At 72.3% G+C, this 20,284-nt stretch carries 19 protein-coding genes and 1 riboswitch; of the genes, 8 read left to right on the top strand and 11 right to left on the bottom strand.

The features are described 5' to 3' along the window. Positions 1-60: 60 nt before the first annotated feature. From JL106_RS06475 to JL106_RS06490, 4 genes are all read right to left on the bottom strand, one after another. Positions 61-852: a metallophosphoesterase family protein gene (locus JL106_RS06475; protein WP_205259865.1), complete on the bottom strand. Its 792-nt coding sequence runs from the start codon at positions 850-852 to the stop codon at positions 61-63. A gap of 43 nt (positions 853-895) precedes the next feature. Further along, complete coding sequence (locus JL106_RS06480; protein ID WP_205259866.1) at positions 896-2,065, bottom strand: glycosyltransferase family 4 protein; 1,170 nt, start codon at positions 2,063-2,065, stop codon at positions 896-898. A 24-nt stretch (positions 2,066-2,089) separates the two neighbouring features. Next, complete coding sequence (locus tag JL106_RS06485; protein WP_205259867.1) at positions 2,090-3,316, bottom strand: C40 family peptidase; 1,227 nt, start codon at positions 3,314-3,316, stop codon at positions 2,090-2,092. Between the two features lie 95 nt (positions 3,317-3,411). Further along, positions 3,412-3,597: riboswitch (cyclic di-AMP (ydaO/yuaA leader) on the bottom strand. Between the two features lie 288 nt (positions 3,598-3,885). Further along, complete coding sequence (locus JL106_RS06490) at positions 3,886-4,194, bottom strand: hypothetical protein (protein WP_236006912.1); 309 nt, start codon at positions 4,192-4,194, stop codon at positions 3,886-3,888. Between the two features lie 226 nt (positions 4,195-4,420). Here JL106_RS06490 and JL106_RS06495 point away from each other — a divergent pair, with 226 nt between their 5' ends. Together JL106_RS06495 and JL106_RS06500 are read left to right on the top strand one after the other, a co-directional pair. Then, a complete protein-coding gene (locus tag JL106_RS06495; protein ID WP_407940112.1) occupies positions 4,421-6,175 on the top strand; it encodes a DEDD exonuclease domain-containing protein in 1,755 nt (584 codons plus the stop codon). A 92-nt stretch (positions 6,176-6,267) separates the two neighbouring features. Then, a complete protein-coding gene (locus JL106_RS06500; RefSeq protein WP_205259869.1) occupies positions 6,268-6,549 on the top strand; it encodes an Lrp/AsnC family transcriptional regulator in 282 nt (93 codons plus the stop codon). A gap of 29 nt (positions 6,550-6,578) precedes the next feature. Here JL106_RS06500 and trpD read toward each other — a convergent pair whose 3' ends face one another. Together trpD and JL106_RS06510 are read right to left on the bottom strand one after the other, a co-directional pair. Beyond that, positions 6,579-7,682, bottom strand: coding sequence for an anthranilate phosphoribosyltransferase (gene trpD / locus JL106_RS06505; protein ID WP_407940108.1), 1,104 nt, complete (start codon positions 7,680-7,682; stop codon positions 6,579-6,581). After that, positions 7,679-8,125 carry a hypothetical protein gene (locus tag JL106_RS06510; RefSeq protein WP_205259871.1) on the bottom strand — a complete coding sequence of 149 codons (447 nt, stop codon included), beginning with the start codon at positions 8,123-8,125 and terminating at the stop codon, positions 7,679-7,681. The genes trpD and JL106_RS06510 overlap by 4 nt, the downstream gene beginning before the upstream one ends. 204 nt (positions 8,126-8,329) lie before the next feature. Here JL106_RS06510 and ctaE point away from each other — a divergent pair, with 204 nt between their 5' ends. The 4 genes from ctaE (at position 8,330) to qcrB (ending at position 12,595) form a co-directional block, all read left to right on the top strand. Next, positions 8,330-8,947, top strand: a complete 618-nt coding sequence (gene ctaE, locus JL106_RS06515) for an aa3-type cytochrome oxidase subunit III (protein ID WP_205259872.1) — start codon at positions 8,330-8,332, stop codon at positions 8,945-8,947. Positions 8,948-9,060: 113 nt separating this feature from the next. Then, entirely contained in the window at positions 9,061-9,879 is an 819-nt protein-coding gene (qcrC, locus tag JL106_RS06520; RefSeq protein ID WP_205259873.1) for a cytochrome bc1 complex diheme cytochrome c subunit, read from the top strand. Further along, entirely contained in the window at positions 9,876-10,991 is a 1,116-nt protein-coding gene (gene qcrA, locus JL106_RS06525; protein ID WP_205259874.1) for a cytochrome bc1 complex Rieske iron-sulfur subunit, read from the top strand. Before qcrC ends, qcrA begins: the two co-directional genes overlap by 4 nt. Continuing rightward, positions 10,991-12,595, top strand: coding sequence for a cytochrome bc1 complex cytochrome b subunit (qcrB, locus tag JL106_RS06530; protein ID WP_205259875.1), 1,605 nt, complete (start codon positions 10,991-10,993; stop codon positions 12,593-12,595). Before qcrA ends, qcrB begins: the two co-directional genes overlap by 1 nt. Before the next feature lie 209 nt (positions 12,596-12,804). Here the strand turns inward: qcrB and JL106_RS06535 are convergent, their stop codons facing one another. The 5 genes from JL106_RS06535 to ctaC all read right to left on the bottom strand — a co-directional run bounded on the left by JL106_RS06535 (position 12,805) and on the right by ctaC (position 17,401). Beyond that, a complete protein-coding gene (locus tag JL106_RS06535) occupies positions 12,805-13,659 on the bottom strand; it encodes an ABC transporter ATP-binding protein (protein ID WP_205259876.1) in 855 nt (284 codons plus the stop codon). Beyond that, complete coding sequence (locus JL106_RS06540) at positions 13,656-14,705, bottom strand: FecCD family ABC transporter permease (protein ID WP_328841572.1); 1,050 nt, start codon at positions 14,703-14,705, stop codon at positions 13,656-13,658. The genes JL106_RS06535 and JL106_RS06540 overlap by 4 nt, the downstream gene beginning before the upstream one ends. Before the next feature lie 14 nt (positions 14,706-14,719). Continuing rightward, entirely contained in the window at positions 14,720-15,790 is a 1,071-nt protein-coding gene (locus tag JL106_RS06545; RefSeq protein WP_205259877.1) for a FecCD family ABC transporter permease, read from the bottom strand. Between the two features lie 175 nt (positions 15,791-15,965). Further along, positions 15,966-16,370, bottom strand: coding sequence for an aa3-type cytochrome oxidase subunit IV (gene ctaF, locus JL106_RS06550; protein ID WP_205260071.1), 405 nt, complete (start codon positions 16,368-16,370; stop codon positions 15,966-15,968). A gap of 74 nt (positions 16,371-16,444) precedes the next feature. Beyond that, complete coding sequence (gene ctaC, locus JL106_RS06555) at positions 16,445-17,401, bottom strand: aa3-type cytochrome oxidase subunit II (RefSeq protein WP_328841575.1); 957 nt, start codon at positions 17,399-17,401, stop codon at positions 16,445-16,447. Positions 17,402-17,656: 255 nt separating this feature from the next. On the opposite strand from ctaC, the gene asnB reads away from it, so the two are divergent. Both asnB and JL106_RS06565 read left to right on the top strand, forming a co-directional pair. Further along, positions 17,657-19,606 (top strand): asparagine synthase (glutamine-hydrolyzing), encoded by a 1,950-nt coding sequence (asnB, locus tag JL106_RS06560; RefSeq protein ID WP_328841577.1) that lies wholly within the window; start codon positions 17,657-17,659, stop codon positions 19,604-19,606. Then, positions 19,606-20,277: an HAD family hydrolase gene (locus JL106_RS06565; protein ID WP_205259879.1), complete on the top strand. Its 672-nt coding sequence runs from the start codon at positions 19,606-19,608 to the stop codon at positions 20,275-20,277. Before asnB ends, JL106_RS06565 begins: the two co-directional genes overlap by 1 nt. Positions 20,278-20,284: the final 7 nt, after the last annotated feature.

Here is a 20,284-nt window from a genome sequence, read left to right on the forward strand (position 1 = left end):
TGCCCGACCGGTGCCCGGACGCACCGCCGCTCGGCGCGCCGACCGGATGCCCGGGCGCCCTCACCACTGCATCTCGAAGGCGTCCGGGAAACGCTGGAAGTGCCCGACGTTCACGCACTCGGTGCGGCCCCGGCGGATGCGGCGGGCCAGTGGCTGGTGCACGTGCCCGAACACCGCCAGCTCGGGCTGGTGGGCATCGATCGCCTCGATCAGTCCCGGCCCGAACATCTCCAACCGCGCCGGGACGGTGTCGTAGCGCAACCGGGGCACGTCCGGCGGCACGTGGCTGCACAGCACGTCGACCGGCCCCAGGCGGTCCAGCGACGCCCGGAAGTCCCGCGCGTCACGGACGTACGGCCGCCACGGGCCGGTCGACGGGCGCAGCTGCACCCCGGGCCGGGTCGACCCACCCGCGACGAATCCCAGTGTCCGGCCGCCGATCTCGAGGACGGTGCCGTCCAGGTCGGGCCACCGGTCGCCGACCACCTGACGCCACACCGACTCGACGTCGACGTTGCCGAGGATCACGGCGGCGTCCTGCGGCAGGATCCGGGTGACCTGCTCGTACCGGCCGGTGACCACCTCGGTGAGCGTGCCCACCGGATCGGCCAGTGTCTCCCAGAGATCCCGGTTGTAGGCGTGCAGCTCCATGAAGTCGCCGTTGGCCCGCAGCGTGGTGAAGGTCCGGATCCGGTCGGCGCCGAAGATGCTGCCCAGGATGCCGTTGCCCGGCTCGTGGTAGTCGACGTAGTCCAGCAGGTCGCCGAGCACGACCAACCGCTCGGCCCGCTCGGCGATCCTGGCCAGACCGTCGTAGTTGCCGTGCACGTCCGAGACGAAGCTGACCCGCATGGGATCAGGCTAGTTCCAGGCCGGTTCCCGGCCGACGCCGCGATCAGCCCGACCCGGACCCGCGGCCGTCACCGACCAGCAGGCGGGTGAGGGTGTCCCCCGAAGCTGCCCAGGTCCAGGTCTCCGACACCCAGTCGCGTCCGGCCCGGCCCAGCCGTCGGGCGCGCAGTGGATCGCGCAGCACCGTCGCGGCCGCTTGGGCGACCGCTCCCGGGTCACGCCCGTCGACCACCTCGCCGGTCCGGCCGGGTCGCACGGTCTCCGGGGCTCCACCCGAGTTCCCGGCCAGCACCGGCAGTTCCGCGGCCGAGGCCTCGAGGAAGACGATGCCCAGGCCCTCGACGTCCAGCCCGCCACCGCGGGTCCGGCACGGCATGGCGAAGACGTCGCCGGCGCCGTAGTGGGCCGGGAGCTCCTCCGCCGGAACGGATCCGGTGAACACCACCCGGTCGGCGACGCCGAGCCGTTCGGCCAACGTCGCGAGCCGGCCGGAGATGCGGCCGTCCCCGACGATGAGCAGCCGCACCTCCGGCACCGCCGCCGTCAACGCGGGCATCGCCCGGATCAACGTGTCCTGCCCCTTGCGCGGGACCAGCCGGGAGACGCACACCACCACCGGGGCGTCCCCGAGCCCGTGCCGCCCCCGAATTGCGGCACGGGCCCGGGGATCCGGGGTGAAGCGCTGCGCGTCCACCCCCGGGGGGAGGTACTCCAGCGCGGCCTGCGGGCCGAACGCGGCGGCCACCCGGGAGCGCGCGTACCGGCTCACGAAGGTGACCACGTCCACGGTGGACCCGATGCGTCGCAGGGCTTGTCGCCCGACCGGCACCATCGACCAGCCGACCTCGTGGCCGTGCGTGCTGGCCACCACCCGGCGCACGCCGTGCCGTCGCAGACCCGGCGTCAGCAGCGCCAGCGGCGCTGCGGCACCGAACCAGACGCTGCCGATCCGGTGCTCGTCGATCAGCTCGGCCGCCCGTCGGTGCACCGACGGCACCGGCAGCATCAGCGAGGTCGGGTGCCGGTGGACCGGGTACGGCTGGTGGGCATCGAACTCCGCCGCTCCCGGCCAGGCCGGCGCGTACACGCGCAGGCTGCCGGCCGGGAGCAACCCGGCGAGTCGGTGCACGTACGACTGGATCCCACCCGTGCGTGGCGGGAAGTCGTTGGTGACCAGCAGGATCCGATCGGATCCAGCCGACTGGGGAGACACGGCGGCGCCGCTCGGCCGACCGGATCAGCCGGTGACGCGGTGTCCCGTCGGGTTGGGGCCACCGCCGGCGACGGTGGTCACGTAGACCGGCTTGGACGAGGTCGATGCGTGCACGATCTGCCCATTGCCGATGTACATGCCGACGTGGCTCACCGGCGAGTAGTAGGTGACCAGGTCGCCCGGCTGCAGCTGGCTCAGCGGCACGCTCGGCAGTCCGGCCTGCGCCCGTGAGGTGCGCGGGATGGTGACACCGGCCTGGGCCCAGGCCCAGGAGGTCAGCCCGGAGCAGTCGAACGAGTTCGGGCCGGCGGCGCCGTAGACGTACCTGCTGCCGACCTTGGACAGGGCGGCGGCCACGGCAGCCTGGGCCTTGGAGCTGCCGGCCGGGGCGGCGGCGGGCGCGGCGGCGGCCGGAGCCGGGGCGGCGCTCGACGGCGCCGCGGCGGGAGCGGCCGCCGGGACGGGAGCTGCCGCGGCGAGCGGCTCGGTCCGGGTGGACCGGTCGGCGCGGGCTGGGGCCGCGGCGGCGGCCTCGGTGGCGGTGGCCTGGGCGACCTGCGCTGCGGCGGCCTCGTTCTCGGCCGCGACCCGGGCCTCCTCGGCAGCCAGGGCGGCTTCCCGCTCCTGCTCCGAGAGCTGCTCGTACAGGCGCTCGTACTCGGCGACCTGGGCGTCCAGCTGGACCTTGCGGGCGCTGGCGTCAGCCACGGCGTCGTCGGCGGCGACCTTGCTCGCCTCGGCCTCGCTCTTGGCCGCGGCGGCGGTGGTCGCGGCGGCGTCCGCCTCGGCCTTGGCCTGGGCGGCGGCCTCCTTGGCGGCGAAGGCCTCGGTCAGGGTGGCCTGCGAGTCCTTGGCCACCCGGTCCAGCGAGGTGGCCTGGTCCAGGAAGTCGTCCGCGGACTCGGCGGTGAGCAGCGCGCTCACCTCGTTCAGCCGGGCACCCCGGAAGCTGGCGTTGGCGAACTTGTCGACCTTGCCCTGGAACTCGGCGGCGGCGGCGTCGGCGACGGTGACCTGCTCGCCGGCCACGGTGGCCTCGGAGCTGGCCTGCTCGGCGGCAGCGGCAGCGTCCGCGGCCGCGGTCGCGGCATCGGCGGCGGCCTGCTGGGCCTCCAGCACGTCCTCGTTGAGGATCTCGGCCTGACGCTCGGCGTCCAGCCAGGCCTGCTTCGCCTGCTCGGACGTGCTCGGCGTCGGCCCGTCCACAGGATCGGCCGACGCGGTCATCGGCAGCAGCGCGGTGGCCAGCACGACGGCGGACCCGGCGATCAGCGCCCGCGCCCGGCGCGGCCGGGAACCGGTCGGGACACTGGAGGAGAGACGGACTCGAGGTCCCAACGCAGCCGTGCCTTTCTCTTGCCGCCTACCGGGTTAGCTGACGGATTCGGGCCGAGAAAAGCCCTACCCACACCCGGTTCCGGGCACGCGTCAGCGCACCCGTTCCACGGTGATGGGATTCACCCCAACGAACCTGGGTCCCCGGCTCGACGCCCCGGCAGACTGCGGGTGCACCGACTCGGCGGTCGACCTCTGGGCCTCCAGGAGCGGCGGCCCGACGCAAGGTCTCGAACAGGTTACGAGACGGACACGCGCGAGTCCAGCGCAGGTTGCGTCCGGCGGTCAGTGGGAAGGGTGTGCTGTCCGTCACCCCGCCGCTGGACCGTCCCCCACCTGGACCGACCGGGTGATCACGGCCCCGCACGGCGGCACGTGGCGCTGCTCACGCGGCGTGTCGGTCGGGTCATCGACGTCGACGATCCACCGGATGGACGAGTCCGGTGATCGTCCGGACGGATGATCACCGGGAGGTCCGCCGGTCCTCATCCGGCGTGCCGGACGGCCGGCCGGCCCCCCTGATCGACCGGACGGACGAGTCGCAACGGCGGCACCAGTCCAGACCCGGCCAGCACCCCCAGCGCTGCCCGTTCCGTCTCGTCCCAGGCCACCCCCTCCGGGGGCGCCCCGAGCAGGACGGTGACCACGCACCCGGTGCACGCCGCCCCACGCACCGTGCAGGTGCCGCAGTCGACGTGCACCGGCTCGGCCCCGGCCGACGGACCGACCGGACCCGCCGCCTGCCCGTCCCCGTCCCACGCATCGCTGCGGGCACCGCCCCACACACCGCCCATGGCTCGAACTCCCTCCCTGACGCCGACCCCTGGACGAGTCACCACCGCTCATCCGCCGGACGTCGCGGACGCTAGGCGGTACCCCCGACAACCAGCCTCCGGTCCCCGTTCCCGGACCGTCCCGACCCCCTCGGCACGCCCGCCGGACCCCGGATCCCCGGCACTGTCGGTGTGCCCGCCTAGCGTCCGCGACGTGCTCCGTCCCGCCCTGCTCGACCGGCGACCGATCGCTCCCGCCCGCACGTCCCGGGCAGGAGCGGTCGGCGCGCCGCCGGTGCAGCCGAGTTTCGCCGACCTCGACCCACCACTGCGCGAGACCACGTTCGTCGTGGTCGATCTGGAGACGACCGGCGGCTCGGCCGAGACGGACGCCATCACCGAGATCGGCGCGGTCAAGGTCCGCGGCGGCGCGGTGCTGGGCGAGTTCGCCACCCTGGTCGATCCGGGTCGGTCCGTGCCCCCGCAGATCACCATGCTCACCGGCATCAGCGACGCCATGCTGCTCGACGCCCCCCGGATCGAGCAGGTGCTGCCGGCGTTCCTGGAGTTCGCCCGCGGGGCGGTGCTGGTCGCCCACAACGCCCGCTTCGACGTCGGGTTCCTCAAGGCGGCGTGCCGGCGGATGCAGGTACCGTGGCCGGCCGCCCCGGTGGTGGACACCGTGCGGGTGGCCCGGGCGGCCCTGAGCAAGGCGGAGGCCCCCTCGGTCAAGCTCTCAGCGCTGGCCCGGATCTTCGCGAGCACCGTGCAGCCCGACCACCGCGCGCTCACCGACGCCCGGGCCACCGTGCAGGTGCTGCACGGGCTGCTGGAACGGCTCGGATCGCTGGGTGTGCACACGTTGCCCGAGCTGCAGGACGCGTCCAGGGACGTCGACCCGGCCCGCCGCCGCAAGCACACCCTGGCCGACCACCTCCCGGCCGCCCCCGGCGTCTACCTGTTCCGCGGGCCCGGCGATCAGGTGCTCTACGTCGGCACCTCAGGCAACCTGCGGCACCGGGTCCGCTCCTACTTCTCCGCGGCCGAGCAGCGCGACCGCATCAAGCGCATGGTGCTGCTGGCCGAGCGGGTCGACCACGTGCAGTGCGCCCATGCGCTCGAGGCCGAGGTGCGTGAGCAACGACTCATCGCCGCCCACCAGCCGCCGTACAACCGGCGGTCGCGCGCGCCGGACAAGGCGTCGTGGATCGTGCTGACCGACGAGGCATTCCCCCGGCTCAGCATCGTCAGCCGCCCGGGCCGGCATCCGCCGGAGCACTGTCTGGGTCCGTTCTCCAGCCGGGTGCGGGCCCAGGCTGCGGTGGAGGCGCTGCAGGACGCGGTCCCGGTCCGGCGGTGCACCATCCGGATCCGGCGCGTCGCCCCGCAGGGCACCGCGTGCGCACTGGCCGAGCTGGGCCGCTGCGGCGCGCCCTGCTCGGGGCGCGAACCGGTGGACGACTACGCCGCGCACGTGGCCCGCATCCGCGCGTTGATCCGGGGCGAGTCCGACGAGGTGCTGCAGACCCTGCTGGACCGGCTCACGGTGCTGGCCGCGTCCGGTCGGTTCGACCGCGCCGCCGCGCTGCGGGACCGGCTCTCCGCGCTGGTCGAGGCGGTCGACCGCGGGCAGCGGCTGCGGGACCTGGCCGGCATCGCCGAACTGGTGGTGGCCCAGGCGGACGGCTCCGGCGGCTGGCACCTGGCCGTGGTCCGGCACGGCCGGTTCGTGGCCGGCGGCTCGGCGCCGCGCGGCATCGACCCGATGCCGGTGGTCGATCTGCTGGTGGCGTCCGCGGAGACGGTGCTGCCGGGGACCGGGCCGTTGCCGGCGGCCAGTGCCGAGGAGACCGGCACCGTGCTGCGCTGGATGGCCCGGCCCGGCACCCGACTGGTCCGGACCAGCGCCCCGTGGTCCACTCCCCGGTTCGCCGCGGCCCGTTGGCGGTCATACGTCGAGGCGGCCGGACTGGCGCGCCGCCAGCTGCTGGACCACTGGTGACCCCGGCCGACCCCGCTGGTCGGCCTACGATCCGAACGCGCGGGTGATCGGCCTGCGCGGCGAGCGCAGCACCGAGCAGCCGGGAGGCAACCGTGGTCACCGCCATCGTGCTCATCGACGTCGAGTCGTCCGCGATCCCGGAGGCGGCGCAGGCCATCGCCGACCTCCCGGGCGTCGACCAGGTCTACTCGTGCGCCGGCGACGTCGACCTGGTGGCCATCACCCACGCCGCCGACCACGAGCAGATCGCGGACCTGGTGCCGGGCCACATCTCCAAGGTGCCCGGCGTGCTGCGCACGGTCACCCACATCGCGTTCCGCTCCTACTCGCAGCGGGACGCCGACGACGCCTTCTCCATCGGCTCCGGCGCCTGACGGCGCCCGACCAAGGCTGACCGGCGGGCTCAGCCGGCCTGGGCGCCGAACGCCACCCAGCGCTGCACCAGCGTCGCCGCGGCCCCGGTGTCCAGCGCGGTGGCCGCGCGCTCGATGCCGGCGGCCAGGTCGGCGTCCAGGTCACCGGTCAGCCCGCGGTGCGCGGCCAGCGCGGCGCCCGCGTTCAGCACGACGGCGTCCCGCACCGGACCGTGGGCGCCGTCGAACAACGCCCGGGCCACGGCCAGGTTCTCGGTGGCGTCGCCGCCCCGCAGGTCCTCCGCCCGGCTGACCGGGAGACCGAGGCGCTGCGGATCGACCACGGCCCGCTCCACGGTGCGGTCGCGGACCATCCAGACGGTGCTGGTCGTCGTGGTGGTCAGTTCGTCCAGGCCGTCGTCGCCGCGGAAGACCAGGACGTCGACGCCCCCGTCCTGGTCACCACCGCTCACCTGCCGGCCGGCGAACACCTCGGCGAGCACCGGCGCCATGGCCGCGGTGCCACACCCGATCGCTCCGGCCGCCGGCTGCGCCGGATTGGTCAGCGGCCCCAGGAAGTTGAAGACGGTGGGCACGCCCAGCTCGCGCCGCGGCACCGCGGCGTGCCGGTAGGACGGGTGGTACACGGGCGCGAAGCAGAATCCGATGCCGACCTCGGCCACCGACGCCTGCACGTGCTCGGCCCCGGCCGACACGGCCACGCCCATGGCCTCCAGCAGATCGGCCGCGCCGCACTTGCTCGAGGCCGCCCGGTTGCCGTGCTTGACCACCGGAGCCCCCGCGGCCGCGGTGACCACCGCGGCCATGGTGGAGATGTTCACCGTGTTGGCCCGGTCGCCGCCGGTGCCGACGATGTCGACCGCCCGGTGCGGGACGTGCACCCGGACGGCGTGGTCGAGCATGCTCTCGGCCAGCGCGGCCACCTCGACCGGCGTGGACCCCTTGGCCCGCAGTGCGACGGCGAACCCGGCCAGCTGGGCGGCGGTCGCGTCGCCGCCCAGGATGCGGTCCATCACCCAGCGGGACTGCTCTCGGTCCAGGTCCTGACCGTCCAGCAGGCGAGTCAGGACCCCGGGCCAGGTGATCACCGGACCGGCGGCGGGAGCGGGGACGGACGCGGTCCGGCCCGTCACAGCGCGGGTTCGGGCGCCGGCGTCCCGGCCGCGACCCGACGGAGCGTCTCGGCCACGGTCTGGGCCGCGGTCACCGGGTCGAGCGGGTGCATGACCACCGCGTCGGCGCCCGCCCAGGTGGCCAGCCAGCGGTCGGCGGCCCGGCGCACCACCAGCACCACCGGCGGCATGGCTCCGCCGTGCCGCCCGGTCTCCAGGTGCAGCTGCCGGCTGATGCCGATGCCGCCGGTCGGCTGCGCCTCGGCGTCCAGCACCAGCAGGTCGACCTCCCGGCCGTCCACCGCGACCAGGACGTCGGCCACTCCCGCGGCCTCCTGGTACCGGATGGTGCCCACGTCGGGCGCCGGCCGGCTCCCGATGGCGTTCATGATCTGCTCGCGGACCTCGGCGCGGTGGCTGTAGACCAGCACCCGCCGGTGGCCCGCGTCGTCCGCACCGGTCATGCGCCGATGGTAGGCCAGCCGTCCCACCCCGGCCCTGCGGACCGCGCCCACTCCGGTGCGGCACGCCGGGCACATCATTTTCGACACATTGTCGAACAAGTTCCCATGCCCTGATCAGGGCAGACGCACGCGGCTCCCAGTCCCGACACAGATCGTTGCCATCCCACGGGCGCGTCACGCCCCGGCGCAGTTCATAATCGGCACGTGACGACAGCGACGAGCCCGCCGAGCAGCTCCTCCTTCAGCTCACGCATCCACACGCTGAACCGGCCGAACATGGTCAGCATCGGCACGATCGTGTGGCTGTCCAGCGAGCTGATGTTCTTCGCCGGGTTGTTCGGCATCTACTTCACCGCCCGCGCGACCAACGTCGGTGAGTGGCCGCCGCCCCCCACCGAGCTGGACATCCCCTACGCCGTGGTCTTCACGACCATCCTGGTCGCGTCGTCCTTCACGTGCCAGATGGGCGTGTTCGCCGCGGAGCAGGGCGACGTGTTCGGCCTCCGCCGGTGGTACATCGTCAGCTTCATCATGGGGCTGATCTTCGTGCTCGGGCAGGCGAACGAGTACCACACCCTGGTGACGCACCACGACACCACGCTGTCGTCGTCGGCGTACGGGACGGTCTTCTACCTGACCACCGGCTTCCACGGGCTGCACGTGATCGGCGGGCTGATCGCGTTCATCCTGATCATCGTCAGGTCCAAGATCAGCAAGTTCACCCCGGCCCAGGCCAACGGCGCGATCGTCGTCTCGTACTACTGGCACTTCGTCGACATCGTCTGGATCGGTCTGTTCGCGACCATCTACATCATCCGATGAACGCATCCGGAACGACCGCCGTCACCGGTACCCACGGGTAGCTGATGGCCCGCCGCCGCACCCCACCCCTGTCGTCCGATCCCGGAAGCCAACCGACCCATGAGGTGTCCCGCATGAGTTCGACGCAGCAGCCGCCCCGAGGCCGGTGGCGATTCCGGCGCACCAAGACGGTGCGTCGGATCACCGGCGCCCTGGCGTTGTTGTTCGCCCTGTCCACGGTCGGCCTGGTCTACACGGCCCTGGCGCCGACCCCGCAGACGGCGGTCGCCGCCGCTCCTGACGCCGAGGCGGTCGCCGCCGGCGAGCAGCTGTACGTCAACTCGTGCATCACCTGCCACGGCGCCAACCTGCAGGGCGTGCAGGACCGTGGCCCGTCGCTGGTCGGCGTCGGCCAGGCCGCGGTGTACTTCCAGGTCGCGACCGGCCGCATGCCGCTGGCCGAGCAGTCCGCCCAGGCGCCGCGCAAGGAGCCCTTCTTCAACGAGCAGGAGATCGACCAGCTGGGGGCCTACATCCAGGCCAACGGCGGCGGCCCGGTCGTCCCCGAGGGCAACCTGCAGGACCGCGAGCAACTGGCCAAGGGCGGCGAGCTCTACCGGCTCAACTGCGCCTCCTGCCACAACTTCACCGGTCAGGGCGGCGCGCTGTCGCAGGGCAAGTACGCGCCGGCGCTGGACCAGGCCACCGACGAGGAGATCTACGCGGCCATGCTCTCCGGTCCGGAGAACATGCCGAAGTTCGGTGACGGCCAGCTGACCCCGGACGAGAAGCGGGCGATCATCGCCTTCATCCAGAACGTCAACAAGGACTCGATCGCCCCGGGCGGCAACTCGCTGGGCGGCTTCGGTCCGGCTCCGGAAGGCCTCATCGCCTTCCTGGTCGGCATGGGCGCGATCGTCGGCTTCACCCTGTGGATGGGATCGCGGACATGACCAGCCATTCCGACGTCGAAATCCCCGGCGACGCCGAGCTCGCGCAGATGTCCAACGACGAGCTGGCCCGCCTGGGTTCCCGCCTGGACGGTGTCGAGCTCGTCGAGTACGGCGAGCGGTACGTGCCGGGCTCCCCCGCCGACAAGCGGGCCGAGCGCAAGGTCGCCTTCTGGTTCCTGCTCGCCGGCCTGCTCGGCGTGCTTGCCGCGGTCGCCTTCATCTGGTGGCCGGCCGGCTACGAGGACGCCTACTCCGATCGCCAGTGGCTGTACGCGCTGTACACGCCGGTGCTCGGGGTCACCCTGGGCGGCTGCATCCTGGCCCTGGGCATCGGCGTGGTCGCCATGGCCAAGAAGCTGATGCCGCACGAGGTCGCGGTCCAGGCCCGGCACGAGGGCGGCTCGGCCGAGGTCGACCGGCGCACCCTGGTCGCCGAGGTGATGGACGCCGGCGACAAGGCGGGCCTGATCAAGCGGCGCGGTGTGCTCAAGGGCTCGCTGGTGCTGGCCGGTGGCGGCCTCACCCTGGGTGCGGCCATCCCGATCCTCGGCGGGTTCATCAAGAACCCGTGGGCCGAGGGTCCCGAGTCGCAGCTGTGGGTCACCCCGTGGGCCCCGGCACCGGACGGCACCAAGGTCCGGATGGTCCAGGTCGACGGCACTCCCGTCAGCCCGGCCGATCTGGAGGCCGGCGCCATGGCCACCGTGTTCCCGGCCGTGCCCGGCGGCGGCAAGGCCTCCGACGCGGCGGTCATGCTCTTCCGCCTGCGTCCCGGTCAGGCCGTCTCCATCCGTGACGGGCAGCAGGGCTTCGAGTACGGCGACTACTACGCCTACTCCAAGATCTGCACCCACGTCGGCTGCCCGGTCTCGCTCTACGAGCAGCAGACCGGCCGGATCCTGTGCCCCTGCCACCAGTCGCAGTTCGACGTCTTCGACGGCGCCCGGCCCGTGTTCGGTCCCGCCACTCGTCCGTTGCCGCAGCTGCCTCTGGAACTGGACGACGAGGGGTACTTCGTCGCCGCCAGTGATTTCGTGGAAGCCGTCGGGCCCGGCTTCTGGGAGAACGGCAAGTTCCCGGCCTGGGGTTCCACTCCGAAGGGATCGAGCTGATGTCTCGACTCACCACCCCGACCCGCACCGCGGGTCCGTCGCTGGTCGGCCAGCAGCTCGACGGGCTCGACCAGCGGTACCACAACGCTCGGCCCATCCGGACCCAGCTCAACAAGGTCTTCCCCAGCCACTGGTCGTTCATGCTGGGCGAGGCCGCGCTGTACTCGTTCCTCATCCTGTTGCTGTCCGGCGTGTACCTGACGCTGTTCTTCGACGCCTCCATGGCCGAGACGGTCTACAACGGTGTCTACGACAAGCTCCGCGGCGTGCCGATGTCGATGGCCTACGCCTCGACGCTGGACATCTCGTTCGAGGTCCGCGGCGGCCTGCTGATCCGGCAGATCCACCACTGGGCCGCGCTGATCTTCCTGTTCTCGATGGCGCTGCACATGATGCGCATCTTCTTCACCGGCGCGTTCCGCAAGCCGCGTGAGGCGAACTGGATCATCGGTGTGCTGCTGCTGGTGCTGTCCATGGCCGAGGGCTTCATGGGCTACTCGCTGCCGGACGACCTGCTGTCCGGCACTGGCCTGCGCGCCGTCTCGGCGTTCATCCTGTCCATCCCGGTCATCGGCACCTGGATGCACTGGGCCGTGTTCGGCGGTGACTACCCGGGTGACATCATCATCGGCCGGTTCTACTCGCTGCACATCCTGGTCATCCCGGGCATCATCCTGGCGCTGATCGGTGTCCACCTGGCGCTGGTCTGGTTCCAGAAGCACACCCAGTTCCCCGGGCCGCGCGCGACCGAGAAGAACGTCGTCGGCGTCCGCGTGCTGCCCACCTTCGCGGCCAAGGGCGGCGGCTTCTTCGCCGTCGTCGTCGGCGTGATCGTGGTCATGGCCGGCATCTTCCAGATCAACCCGATCTGGGACCTGGGCCCGTACAACCCGGCGCAAGTCTCCGCCGGCGTCCAACCCGACTGGTACATGGGTTTCCTGGACGGCATGGTCCGGGTCTGGCCCGACTGGGAGATCCGGAACCTGTTCGGGCACTACATGATTCCCGCGGTGTTCTTCCCGGCCATCCTCGGGTCGACGTTGCTGATGATCATCGTGCTGGCCTATCCCTGGATCGAGCGGGCGTTCACCAAGGACAAGGCCGCGCACAACCTGCTGCAGCGTCCGCGCGACGTGCCGGTCCGCACCGCCCTGGGTGCCGCCTTCCTGGCCTTCTACATCCTGAACCTGATGAACGGGGCCAACGACCTCATCGCGCTGAAGTTCGACATCTCGCTGAACGTGATGACCTGGATCGGTCGCATCGGCTCCATCCTGCTGCCGCTGGTCACGTACGTGATCACCTACCGCCTGTGCCTGGGCTTCCAGCACAGCGACCGGGCCAACCTCGAGCACGGCATCGAGACCGGCGTGATCAAACGGCTGCCCAGCGGGCAGTTCGTCGAGGTCCACCAGCCGCTCGGCCCAGTCGACTCTCACGGACACCCGATCCCGCTGGAGTACCAGGGCGCCGCCGTGCCGAAGCGGATGAACCAGCTCGGTTCGGCCGGCGAGGCGATGCCCGGCTTCTGGTCCCCCAAGGACAACTCGGGCGTCAAGAGCGACCACAACGAGCTGTCCGGCACCTCGACCGAACGGCACTGACGCAACTGCTCGGATCGCAACGGCCCGTTCCCTCCCCGGAGGGAACGGGCCGTTCGTCGTCACGGACCGATCGATGTGGACGGTCGTACATTCCGCGGCAACGACCCGACACCTGAATGGATCCGGCGCCGGCGGTGCCGCCGCATGTGGACGGTCGTACCTGCCGCGGCAACGACCCGACACGTGGGACGGACCCCGCTCCCCCGCGATCAGTCCTTGCGCAGGTCGAGCGCCGCGCCCTGGTCCCGACCTCGCTGCCGCGCGCCACGCCGCAGCGGCACCACCAGCGGCGTGCCGGTCTCGGGATCGGTGATGACCCGGCACGCCAGGCCGAACACCTCGCGCACCAGGTCGGCGTCCACCACGTCACCGGGCCGGCCCTCGGCCACCACCCGCCCGTCCTTCATGGCGATGAGGTGGGTGGCGTACCGGCACGCGTGGTTCAGGTCGTGCAGCACGGCGACCACCGTGCGGCCCTGCTCGACGTGCAGATCGGCGCACAGGTCGAGCACCTCGATCTGGTGTGCGATGTCCAGGAAGGTGGTGGGCTCGTCGAGCAGCAGGATCGGCGTCTGCTGGGCGAGGGCCATGGCGATCCACACGCGTTGCCGCTGTCCGCCGGACAGCTCGTCCACCCCGCGCAGGGCGAGGTCGGCCACGCCGGTGGCCACCATCGCCTCGCCGACGGCGGCCTCGTCGGCCGGGCTCCACTGCCGGAGCAGCCGCTGGTGCGGATAGCGGCCGCGGGCGACGAGGTCGGTCACCGTGATCCCGTCCGGCGCGACCGGCGACTGCGGCAGCAGCCCGAGCCGGCGGGCGACCTCCTTGGACGGCAGCGAGGAGATGGCCCGCCCGTCCAACACCACCTCCCCGGCCCGCGGGGTGAGCATGCGGGCCAGCGAGCGCAGCAGCGTGGACTTGCCGCAGGCGTTGGGACCGACGATGACGGTGAACTCGCCGTCCGGGACGGCCACCGTGAGGTCCTGGGTGATGACCCGGGACTCGTAGGCCAGCGTCACCGATTCGGCCCGGAGGCGAGGCGCCGGGGGCGGCTGCGGGCTCATCCGCGGTTCCGCCGCCACTGCACGACCAGCAGCCCGGCCAGGTAGCAGCCGCCGACCACCCCGGTGGCGATGCCGACCGGCAGTTGGGTCGGCGCGAACACTCGTTGGGCGGCGATGTCACTCACCACGAGCAGGAACCCTCCCATCAGGGCGGCGGGCAGCACCGCCGGTCCGGTCGCACCGGTCAGCCGTCGCGCCAGCTGCGGGGCGGCCAACGCGACGAAGGCGATCGGCCCGGCGGTGGCCACCGCGGCGCCGGTGAGGACGACGGCCAGGGCGATGGCCCAGACCCGGGTCCGGGTGGCGGCGACGCCCACCCCACGGGCGACGTCGTCGCCCATCTCCAGCACGGCCAGCGGGCGGGACAGCGCCGTCAGCACCGGGACCAGCACCACCACCGCGATGACGACCGGCCACACCTGGGACCATCCCCGGCCGTTCAGCGAGCCGATCAGCCAGACCTGCGCGCTGGCGGCGTCCTCCAGCCGAGCGGTGATCATCAGCCACCAGGTGAACGAGACCAGCAGGAAGTTGACGCCGATCCCGACCAGGATCAACCGGTAGCCCAGCGGTCCCCCGCGACCGGCCAGCAGCAGCACCACCGCGGTGGTGACCAGACCGCCGGCCACCGCGCCCAGGGCGATCGCCGTGGACGAACCGCGGAACACCAGGATCTGCAGGACCGCTCCCACGGCGGCGCCCTGGGTGAAGCCGATGATGTCGGGGCTGCCGAGCGGGTTGCGGGTGATCGACTGGAACACCGAGCCCGCGGCGCCCAGCGCCGCCCCCACGGCCAGCGCGCAGACGGCCCGGGGCAGCCGCAGGCCGAGCACGACGAAGTCGGTGCCGGGCTGCCCCTGACCGACCAGCGTGGCCAGCACCTGACCGAGTGGGACCGGGTAGTCCCCCACGGACACCGCCCAGGCCAGCGAAGCGAGGGCCGCCACGGCGAGCGCCAGCGTCGTCCAGCCCACCCGGGGGTGCATGCGCACGCTCAGCGGTCCCAGCCGCACCGACCGGACGGCCGACGAGGGCAGCCGCGACACGAGCGGTCCGCCGTTCACAGCTGTGCGACCCGGTGCCGGCGGACCAGAGCGATGAACACCGGCGCCCCGAGCGCGGCGGTGATGATGCCGACCGGCAGCTCTCCCGGCCGGACCACCACCCGGCCCAGCACGTCGGACAGCAGCAGCAGGGCCGGCGCCAGCACGGCGGAGTGCGCCAGCACCCAGCGATGGTCCGGTCCGACCAGGGCCCGGGCGATGTGCGGCACCGCCAGGCCGACGAAGCTGATCGGGCCCACGGCGGCGGTGGCCGCGCCGGCCAGCAGGGTGATGACCAGCCCGGACAGCACCCGGGTGCGCACCACCCGGGCGCCGAGCGACCGGCCCACGTCGTCGCCCAGCGCGAGGACGTTCAGGGCCGGACCCAGCGCCAGGGCGAGCAGCGCGCCGACGACGACCACCGGCAGCACCGGCCAGAGCACGTCCGGACCGCGGGCAGCGAGGGAGCCGACCGCCCAGAACCGGTACTGGTCGAAGGTGGCCGGATCCAGCACGGTCAGCGCGTTGACCACCGCGGCCAGCGCGGCGGTGACCGCGGTGCCGGCCAGGGCGAGCCGGACCGGGGTGGCGCCGCTGCGGCCGGCCGAGCCGAGCAGATACACGATGACCGCGGCGAGCCCGGCGCCCACGAAGGCGAACGGCAGGGACGCCAGCGGGGTGATCGCGCCGAAGGCGCCGATGCCGATGACCACGGCGGTGGCCGCACCCGCGTTCACCCCGAGCAGGCCGGGGTCGGCGAGCGGGTTGCGGGTGAGCGCCTGCATCACCGCGCCGGCCAGGCCGAGGGCGATCCCGACCACCACCGCGAGCGCGGTCCGGGGCAGGCGCAGCGAGTGCACGATGATCGACGATTCGCCGCCGTCCGGGTCGAACAGCACCCGCAGCACCTCGCCCGGCGCGATCGTCCGGCTGCCGACCATGATCGACAACACCACGAGCAGCAGCACCAGGACCAGCGCGCCGATCAGTCCCGCGACCCGCAGTCCGGGCGTGCCCAGCAGCCACCGCGGCGCCGGTGGAGCCGGCGGTGCGACCTGGCTCGGCTTCGGCGCGGCGGGCGTGGACATCCGGTGGGCGGTCTCCTGATCGGGCTGGTACGAAGTCAGCCTGACCTTAGTCGGCGTGCGCGGTCGGTCCGGCCACCCACCGGCCGACCGAGACCGACCGCGGAGACGGAACAGGCCCACCCGGATCCCGGGTGGGCCTGTTCCCTCTGGCTCAGTGCGTCAGTGGCTCAGTTCGTCAGTGCGCCGGGCGGCGGTGGTACTCGAACAGCAGCCCGCAGATGGCCAGCATGAGGAAGCACACGCCGATCACCAGCAGCCAGACGAGCCAGAAGGCGGTGGCGATGGCGGTCAGCGCCGCCGCCCCGGCCATGGCGAACGGCCAGTACGAGCCGGGCGAGAAGAAACCGTAGTCGCCGGCACCGTCGGCCACCTCGGCGTCGTCGTCGTCCTCGGGGCGGGGCCCCTCGAGCCGCCGCGACGAGAACTGCAGGAAGGTGCCGGTGATGAGGGTCAGGCCGGCGGTGAGGAACAGCGCCGTCGCGCCGACGACCTCCTCGTACCCGATCAGCACCAGGTAGACGATGGCGGCGATGACGAAGAACGCGGTCAGCCCGAGGAAGATCCAGGTCTCGACGCGCATGCCGCCGCGGGCGGCCTCCGGCTTGTCGTAGTCGTCCCGGTCCTGCACGTTCGCGGCTGCGTGTCCGCCGGCCATCAGTTGCCTCCTGCCAGGGGCTGTTCCGCTTCGGACGCCGTCTTGGTGTTGCGGTCCGGGTTGAACGGGTAGGTCGTGGTCGCCTCGGGCGAGCACAGCTCCCCGCAGTCGGGGAAGTCCTGCTGCAACTGGCGCAGCGCCTCGGCCGCCGAGTACGGCGCACCGGTGGCCGGGTTCTCCGACTCGCGCAGGTCGATGTAGGCGTCGTAGACGTCGCCGGGGACGGCGCGCAGCTCGAAGTTCATCATCGAGTGGTAGGTACCGCAGAGTTCGGCGCAGCGGCCGACGAAGGCGCCCTCGCGCTCGATCGTGTTCTGGAAGACGTTGTCGGACTGGTTGGCCTCGGGGTCCGGGAACACGTCGCGCTTGAAGTTGAAGTCGATGACCCAGAACGAGTGGATGACGTCCTTGGACTCCAGCTCGTACTGGATGACCTGGTTGGTCGGCAGCACCAGGATCGGGATCTCCTCGGTGGAGCCGACCGTGTGCACCTCACCGCCGCCGGGTACCTCGGTGCCCTGGTAGCCGAAGTCCCAGTTCCACTTGAACGCCGTCACGTCGACCACGACGTCGGGCTCGTCGTCCTTGGCCAGCGCGAAGTTCTCGGTCGACACCGTGAAGAAGAACAGCACGCCCACCATGAGGAAGGGCACCACGGTGTAGATCAGCTCGAGCGGCAGGTTCTCCTTGGTCTGCTTCGGGTACAGCGGGTCGCTCTTCTTCTTGCGGTAGACGATGAACGCCCAGAACATCAGCGCCCAGACGAGGATGCCGACGATCAGCGCTGCGATCACCGAGCCCGTCCAGAACTGCCGCATCCGCTCGGCCTGCGGGGTGATGCCCTCGGGCCAACCGAAGCGGAGCGCCTCTTCGGTCGAGCACCCGGTGATGAGCAACCCGGCGGCGGCGAGCGTGGCGGTGAGCGTCAGCCGCCGAGCTTTCCTGGACCGTGCCACGTAAGCGCCTTCCTGTCTCACCGGGTGCGGGCAGCAGATGGCTCTGGAGGTACCCGGTGCCATGGAGATTACAGCCAGCGCACACCTGTCACTGGCCCACCCCGCACGCGATTCCCACCGTTCCACGGGCCGGGCCCTGTCGGTGCCGGTCGCTGTCGGTCCCGACGGGAATACTGGCCGCGACGCCCGGTGGCTCCGGGCGCGAGCAGGTTCGTTCGAGCGACGACCCGGGGTCCTCCGGGCGCAGGAGGCAGTGTGTGCGGACTGATGGGCTTCGTCTCGTCCACCGGGCGGGCGGCCGACCGCACCGAACAGGTGGCCGCCGGCATGCGCTGCGCGCGGCACCGTGGCCCGGACGAGGCGGGCACCTGGAGCGACGTCGGTGACGAAGGTCATCCGCGGGTCGGCTCGGGATGCGTCGTCTTCGGCTTCAACCGGTTGTCGATCATCGACCTGGAGTCCTCGCACCAGCCGCTGCGCTGGGGCCCGCCGGAGGCGCCGGACCGGTACGCCCTCGTCTTCAACGGCGAGATCTACAACTACCTGGAACTGCGCGAGCAGCTGCGCCGGGAGTTCGGCGTCGAGTTCGCCACCGAGGGGGACGGCGAGGCGATCGTCGCCGCGGTGCACCACTGGGGCCCCGATGCGGTCCGCCGCCTGCGCGGCATGTTCGCCTTCCTGATCTGGGACAACGTCGAACAGCAGCTGTTCGGCGCCCGGGATCCGTTCGGGATCAAGCCCCTGTTCACCGCCGCGCTGCCGGACGGCGTGGCCTTCTCCTCCGAGGCCAAGGGCCTGCGCGACCTGCTCGAGCAGCCGGCCGAGGTGGACGAGCGGGCCCTGCAGCACTACCTCGTGCTGCAGTACGTGCCGGAGCCGGCCACGATGGACCGGGCCATCCGCAAGGTCGAGTCCGGCACCCGGTTCACCGTCCGGCCGGGCGAGGCGCCGGTGTACGAGCGGTACTTCCACCCCGTCTTCGCCGGCCGCCCGGCCACCGACGCGCAGGAGCGACGCGCCCTGGTCGACCGGATCACCGCCGCGCTCGAGGACTCCGTGGCCGCGCACATGCGCGCCGACGTCACCGTCGGATCGTTCCTGTCCGGCGGGATCGACTCCACCGCCATCGCCGCGCTGGCCAAGCGGTCCAACCCGGACCTGCTCACCTTCACCACCGGGTTCGAGCGAGAGGGTTACTCGGAGATCGACGTGGCCGCCGAGTCCGCCGCGGCCATCGGGGTCGAGCACATCGTCCGGCCGGTGACCGAGGCCGAGTTCCGCGACGTGCTGCCGTCCATCGTCTGGTACCTGGACGACCCGGTGGCCGACCCGGCCCTGGTGCCGCTGTGGTTCGTGGCCAACGAGGCCCGCAAGCACGTCAAGGTGGTGCTGTCCGGCGAGGGTGCCGACGAGTTGTTCGGCGGGTACAACATCTATCGCGAGCCCGCCAGCCTGGCCTCGATCACCGGACTGCCGGGCGGTCTGCGCAAGGGCCTGTCCGCGGTCGGCCGGGCGCTGCCGGACGGCTTCCGCGGCAAGGACCTGCTGCGTCGTGGCGGGCTGGACCTGGAGGAGCGGTACTACGGCAACGCCCGCATCTTCCGCGAGGACCAGCTGACCGGACTGCTGCACACGTACTCCCCCGGTCACTCGTTCCGCGACGTCACCGACCCGGTCTACGAGCAGTCGGTCGGCTGGGACCCGGTGGCCCGGATGCAGCACGTCGACCTGTTCACCTGGCTGCGTGGCGACATCCTGGTCAAGGCCGACAAGATGACCATGGCCAACTCGCTCGAGCTGCGGGTGCCGTTCCTGGACCCCGAGGTCTTCGACGTGGCCCGGACCATCGGCAGCGAGGCCAAGGTCACCCGGCAGACGACGAAGCTGGCCCTGCGCGAGGCGATGGAACGCATCGTGCCGGCGCACGTGCTGCACCGCCGCAAGCTGGGGTTCCCGGTGCCGATCCGCCACTTCCTGGCCGGCGACTCGTACGAGTGGGCCCGGGACATCATCACCAGCGCGCAGACCGACCAGTACCTCGACCCGGCCGCGGTGCTGCGGATGCTCGACGCCCATCGCGCGGGCCAGGCCGACCACTCCCGGCGGATCTGGACCGTGCTCGTCTTCATGGTCTGGCACGGCATCTTCGTCACCGGGGCCATCACCCCGGAGATCCCCGAGCCGGCCTACCCGGTCAAGCTCTGATGGCCCGCACCGTCCTGTTCGACATCGATGGCACCCTGGTCGACTCGAACTACCTGCACATCGCGACCTGGTCGCAGGCGTTCGTCAACGCGGGGCGCCCGGTCGACGACTGGCGCATCCACCGGGCGATCGGCATGGACTCGGCCAAGCTGCTGGCGGCGCTGCTGGAGCTCGACGAGGACCAGGTCGACCACGACGAGACGGCCCAGCGGGCCAAGTCGGCGCACCGCGAGCTGTACCGGGCCGTGAGGCACCGGCTGCGTCCGTTCGACGGGGCCCGGGAGCTGCTGCGCTCCCTGGCCGAGCGCGGCCACCGGGTGGTGCTGGCCACCTCGGCCCCGCCGGAAGAGCTCGCAGCACTGTTGGAGGTGCTCGACGCCGAGGCGTGGCTGGCCGCGGTCACCTCCTCGGACGACGTCGACACGGCCAAGCCGGACCCGGACATCGTCCAGGTCGCCCTGGACAAGGTCGGCGCCGACGCGGCCGACGCGGTGTTCGTCGGCGACGCGGTGTGGGACGGCGCCGCGGCCACCCGCGCCGGGGTCCGCTTCGTGGCGGTGCGCTCCGGCGGCGCGGCCGACGCCGACCTGCGGGACGCGGGCGCGATGGCCGTCCACGACGACGTCGCCGGCCTGCTCGCGACCCTGGACCACGGCCCGCTGGTCAGCTGAGCCGGAT

Origin of the sequence: Nakamurella leprariae (assembly GCF_016918035.1) — a bacterium.
Classification (GTDB): Bacteria; Actinomycetota; Actinomycetes; order Mycobacteriales; family Nakamurellaceae; genus Nakamurella; species Nakamurella leprariae.

What these genes read in the sequence shown, in the direction of transcription:
- JL106_RS06475 (WP_205259865.1), bottom strand. Translation starts at nt 852, where the DNA reads ATGCGGGTCAGCTTCGTCTCGGACGTGCACGGCAACTACGACGGTCTG.
- JL106_RS06490 (WP_236006912.1), bottom strand. Translation starts at nt 4,194, where the DNA reads ATGGGCGGTGTGTGGGGCGGTGCCCGCAGCGATGCGTGGGACGGGGAC.
- JL106_RS06510 (WP_205259871.1), bottom strand. Translation starts at nt 8,125, where the DNA reads ATGACCGGTGCGGACGACGCGGGCCACCGGCGGGTGCTGGTCTACAGC.
- qcrC (WP_205259873.1), top strand. Translation starts at nt 9,061, where the DNA reads ATGAGTTCGACGCAGCAGCCGCCCCGAGGCCGGTGGCGATTCCGGCGC.
- qcrA (WP_205259874.1), top strand. Translation starts at nt 9,876, where the DNA reads ATGACCAGCCATTCCGACGTCGAAATCCCCGGCGACGCCGAGCTCGCG.
- qcrB (WP_205259875.1), top strand. Translation starts at nt 10,991, where the DNA reads ATGTCTCGACTCACCACCCCGACCCGCACCGCGGGTCCGTCGCTGGTC.
- JL106_RS06535 (WP_205259876.1), bottom strand. Translation starts at nt 13,659, where the DNA reads ATGAGCCCGCAGCCGCCCCCGGCGCCTCGCCTCCGGGCCGAATCGGTG.
- JL106_RS06545 (WP_205259877.1), bottom strand. Translation starts at nt 15,790, where the DNA reads ATGTCCACGCCCGCCGCGCCGAAGCCGAGCCAGGTCGCACCGCCGGCT.
- ctaF (WP_205260071.1), bottom strand. Translation starts at nt 16,370, where the DNA reads ATGCGCGTCGAGACCTGGATCTTCCTCGGGCTGACCGCGTTCTTCGTC.
- JL106_RS06565 (WP_205259879.1), top strand. Translation starts at nt 19,606, where the DNA reads ATGGCCCGCACCGTCCTGTTCGACATCGATGGCACCCTGGTCGACTCG.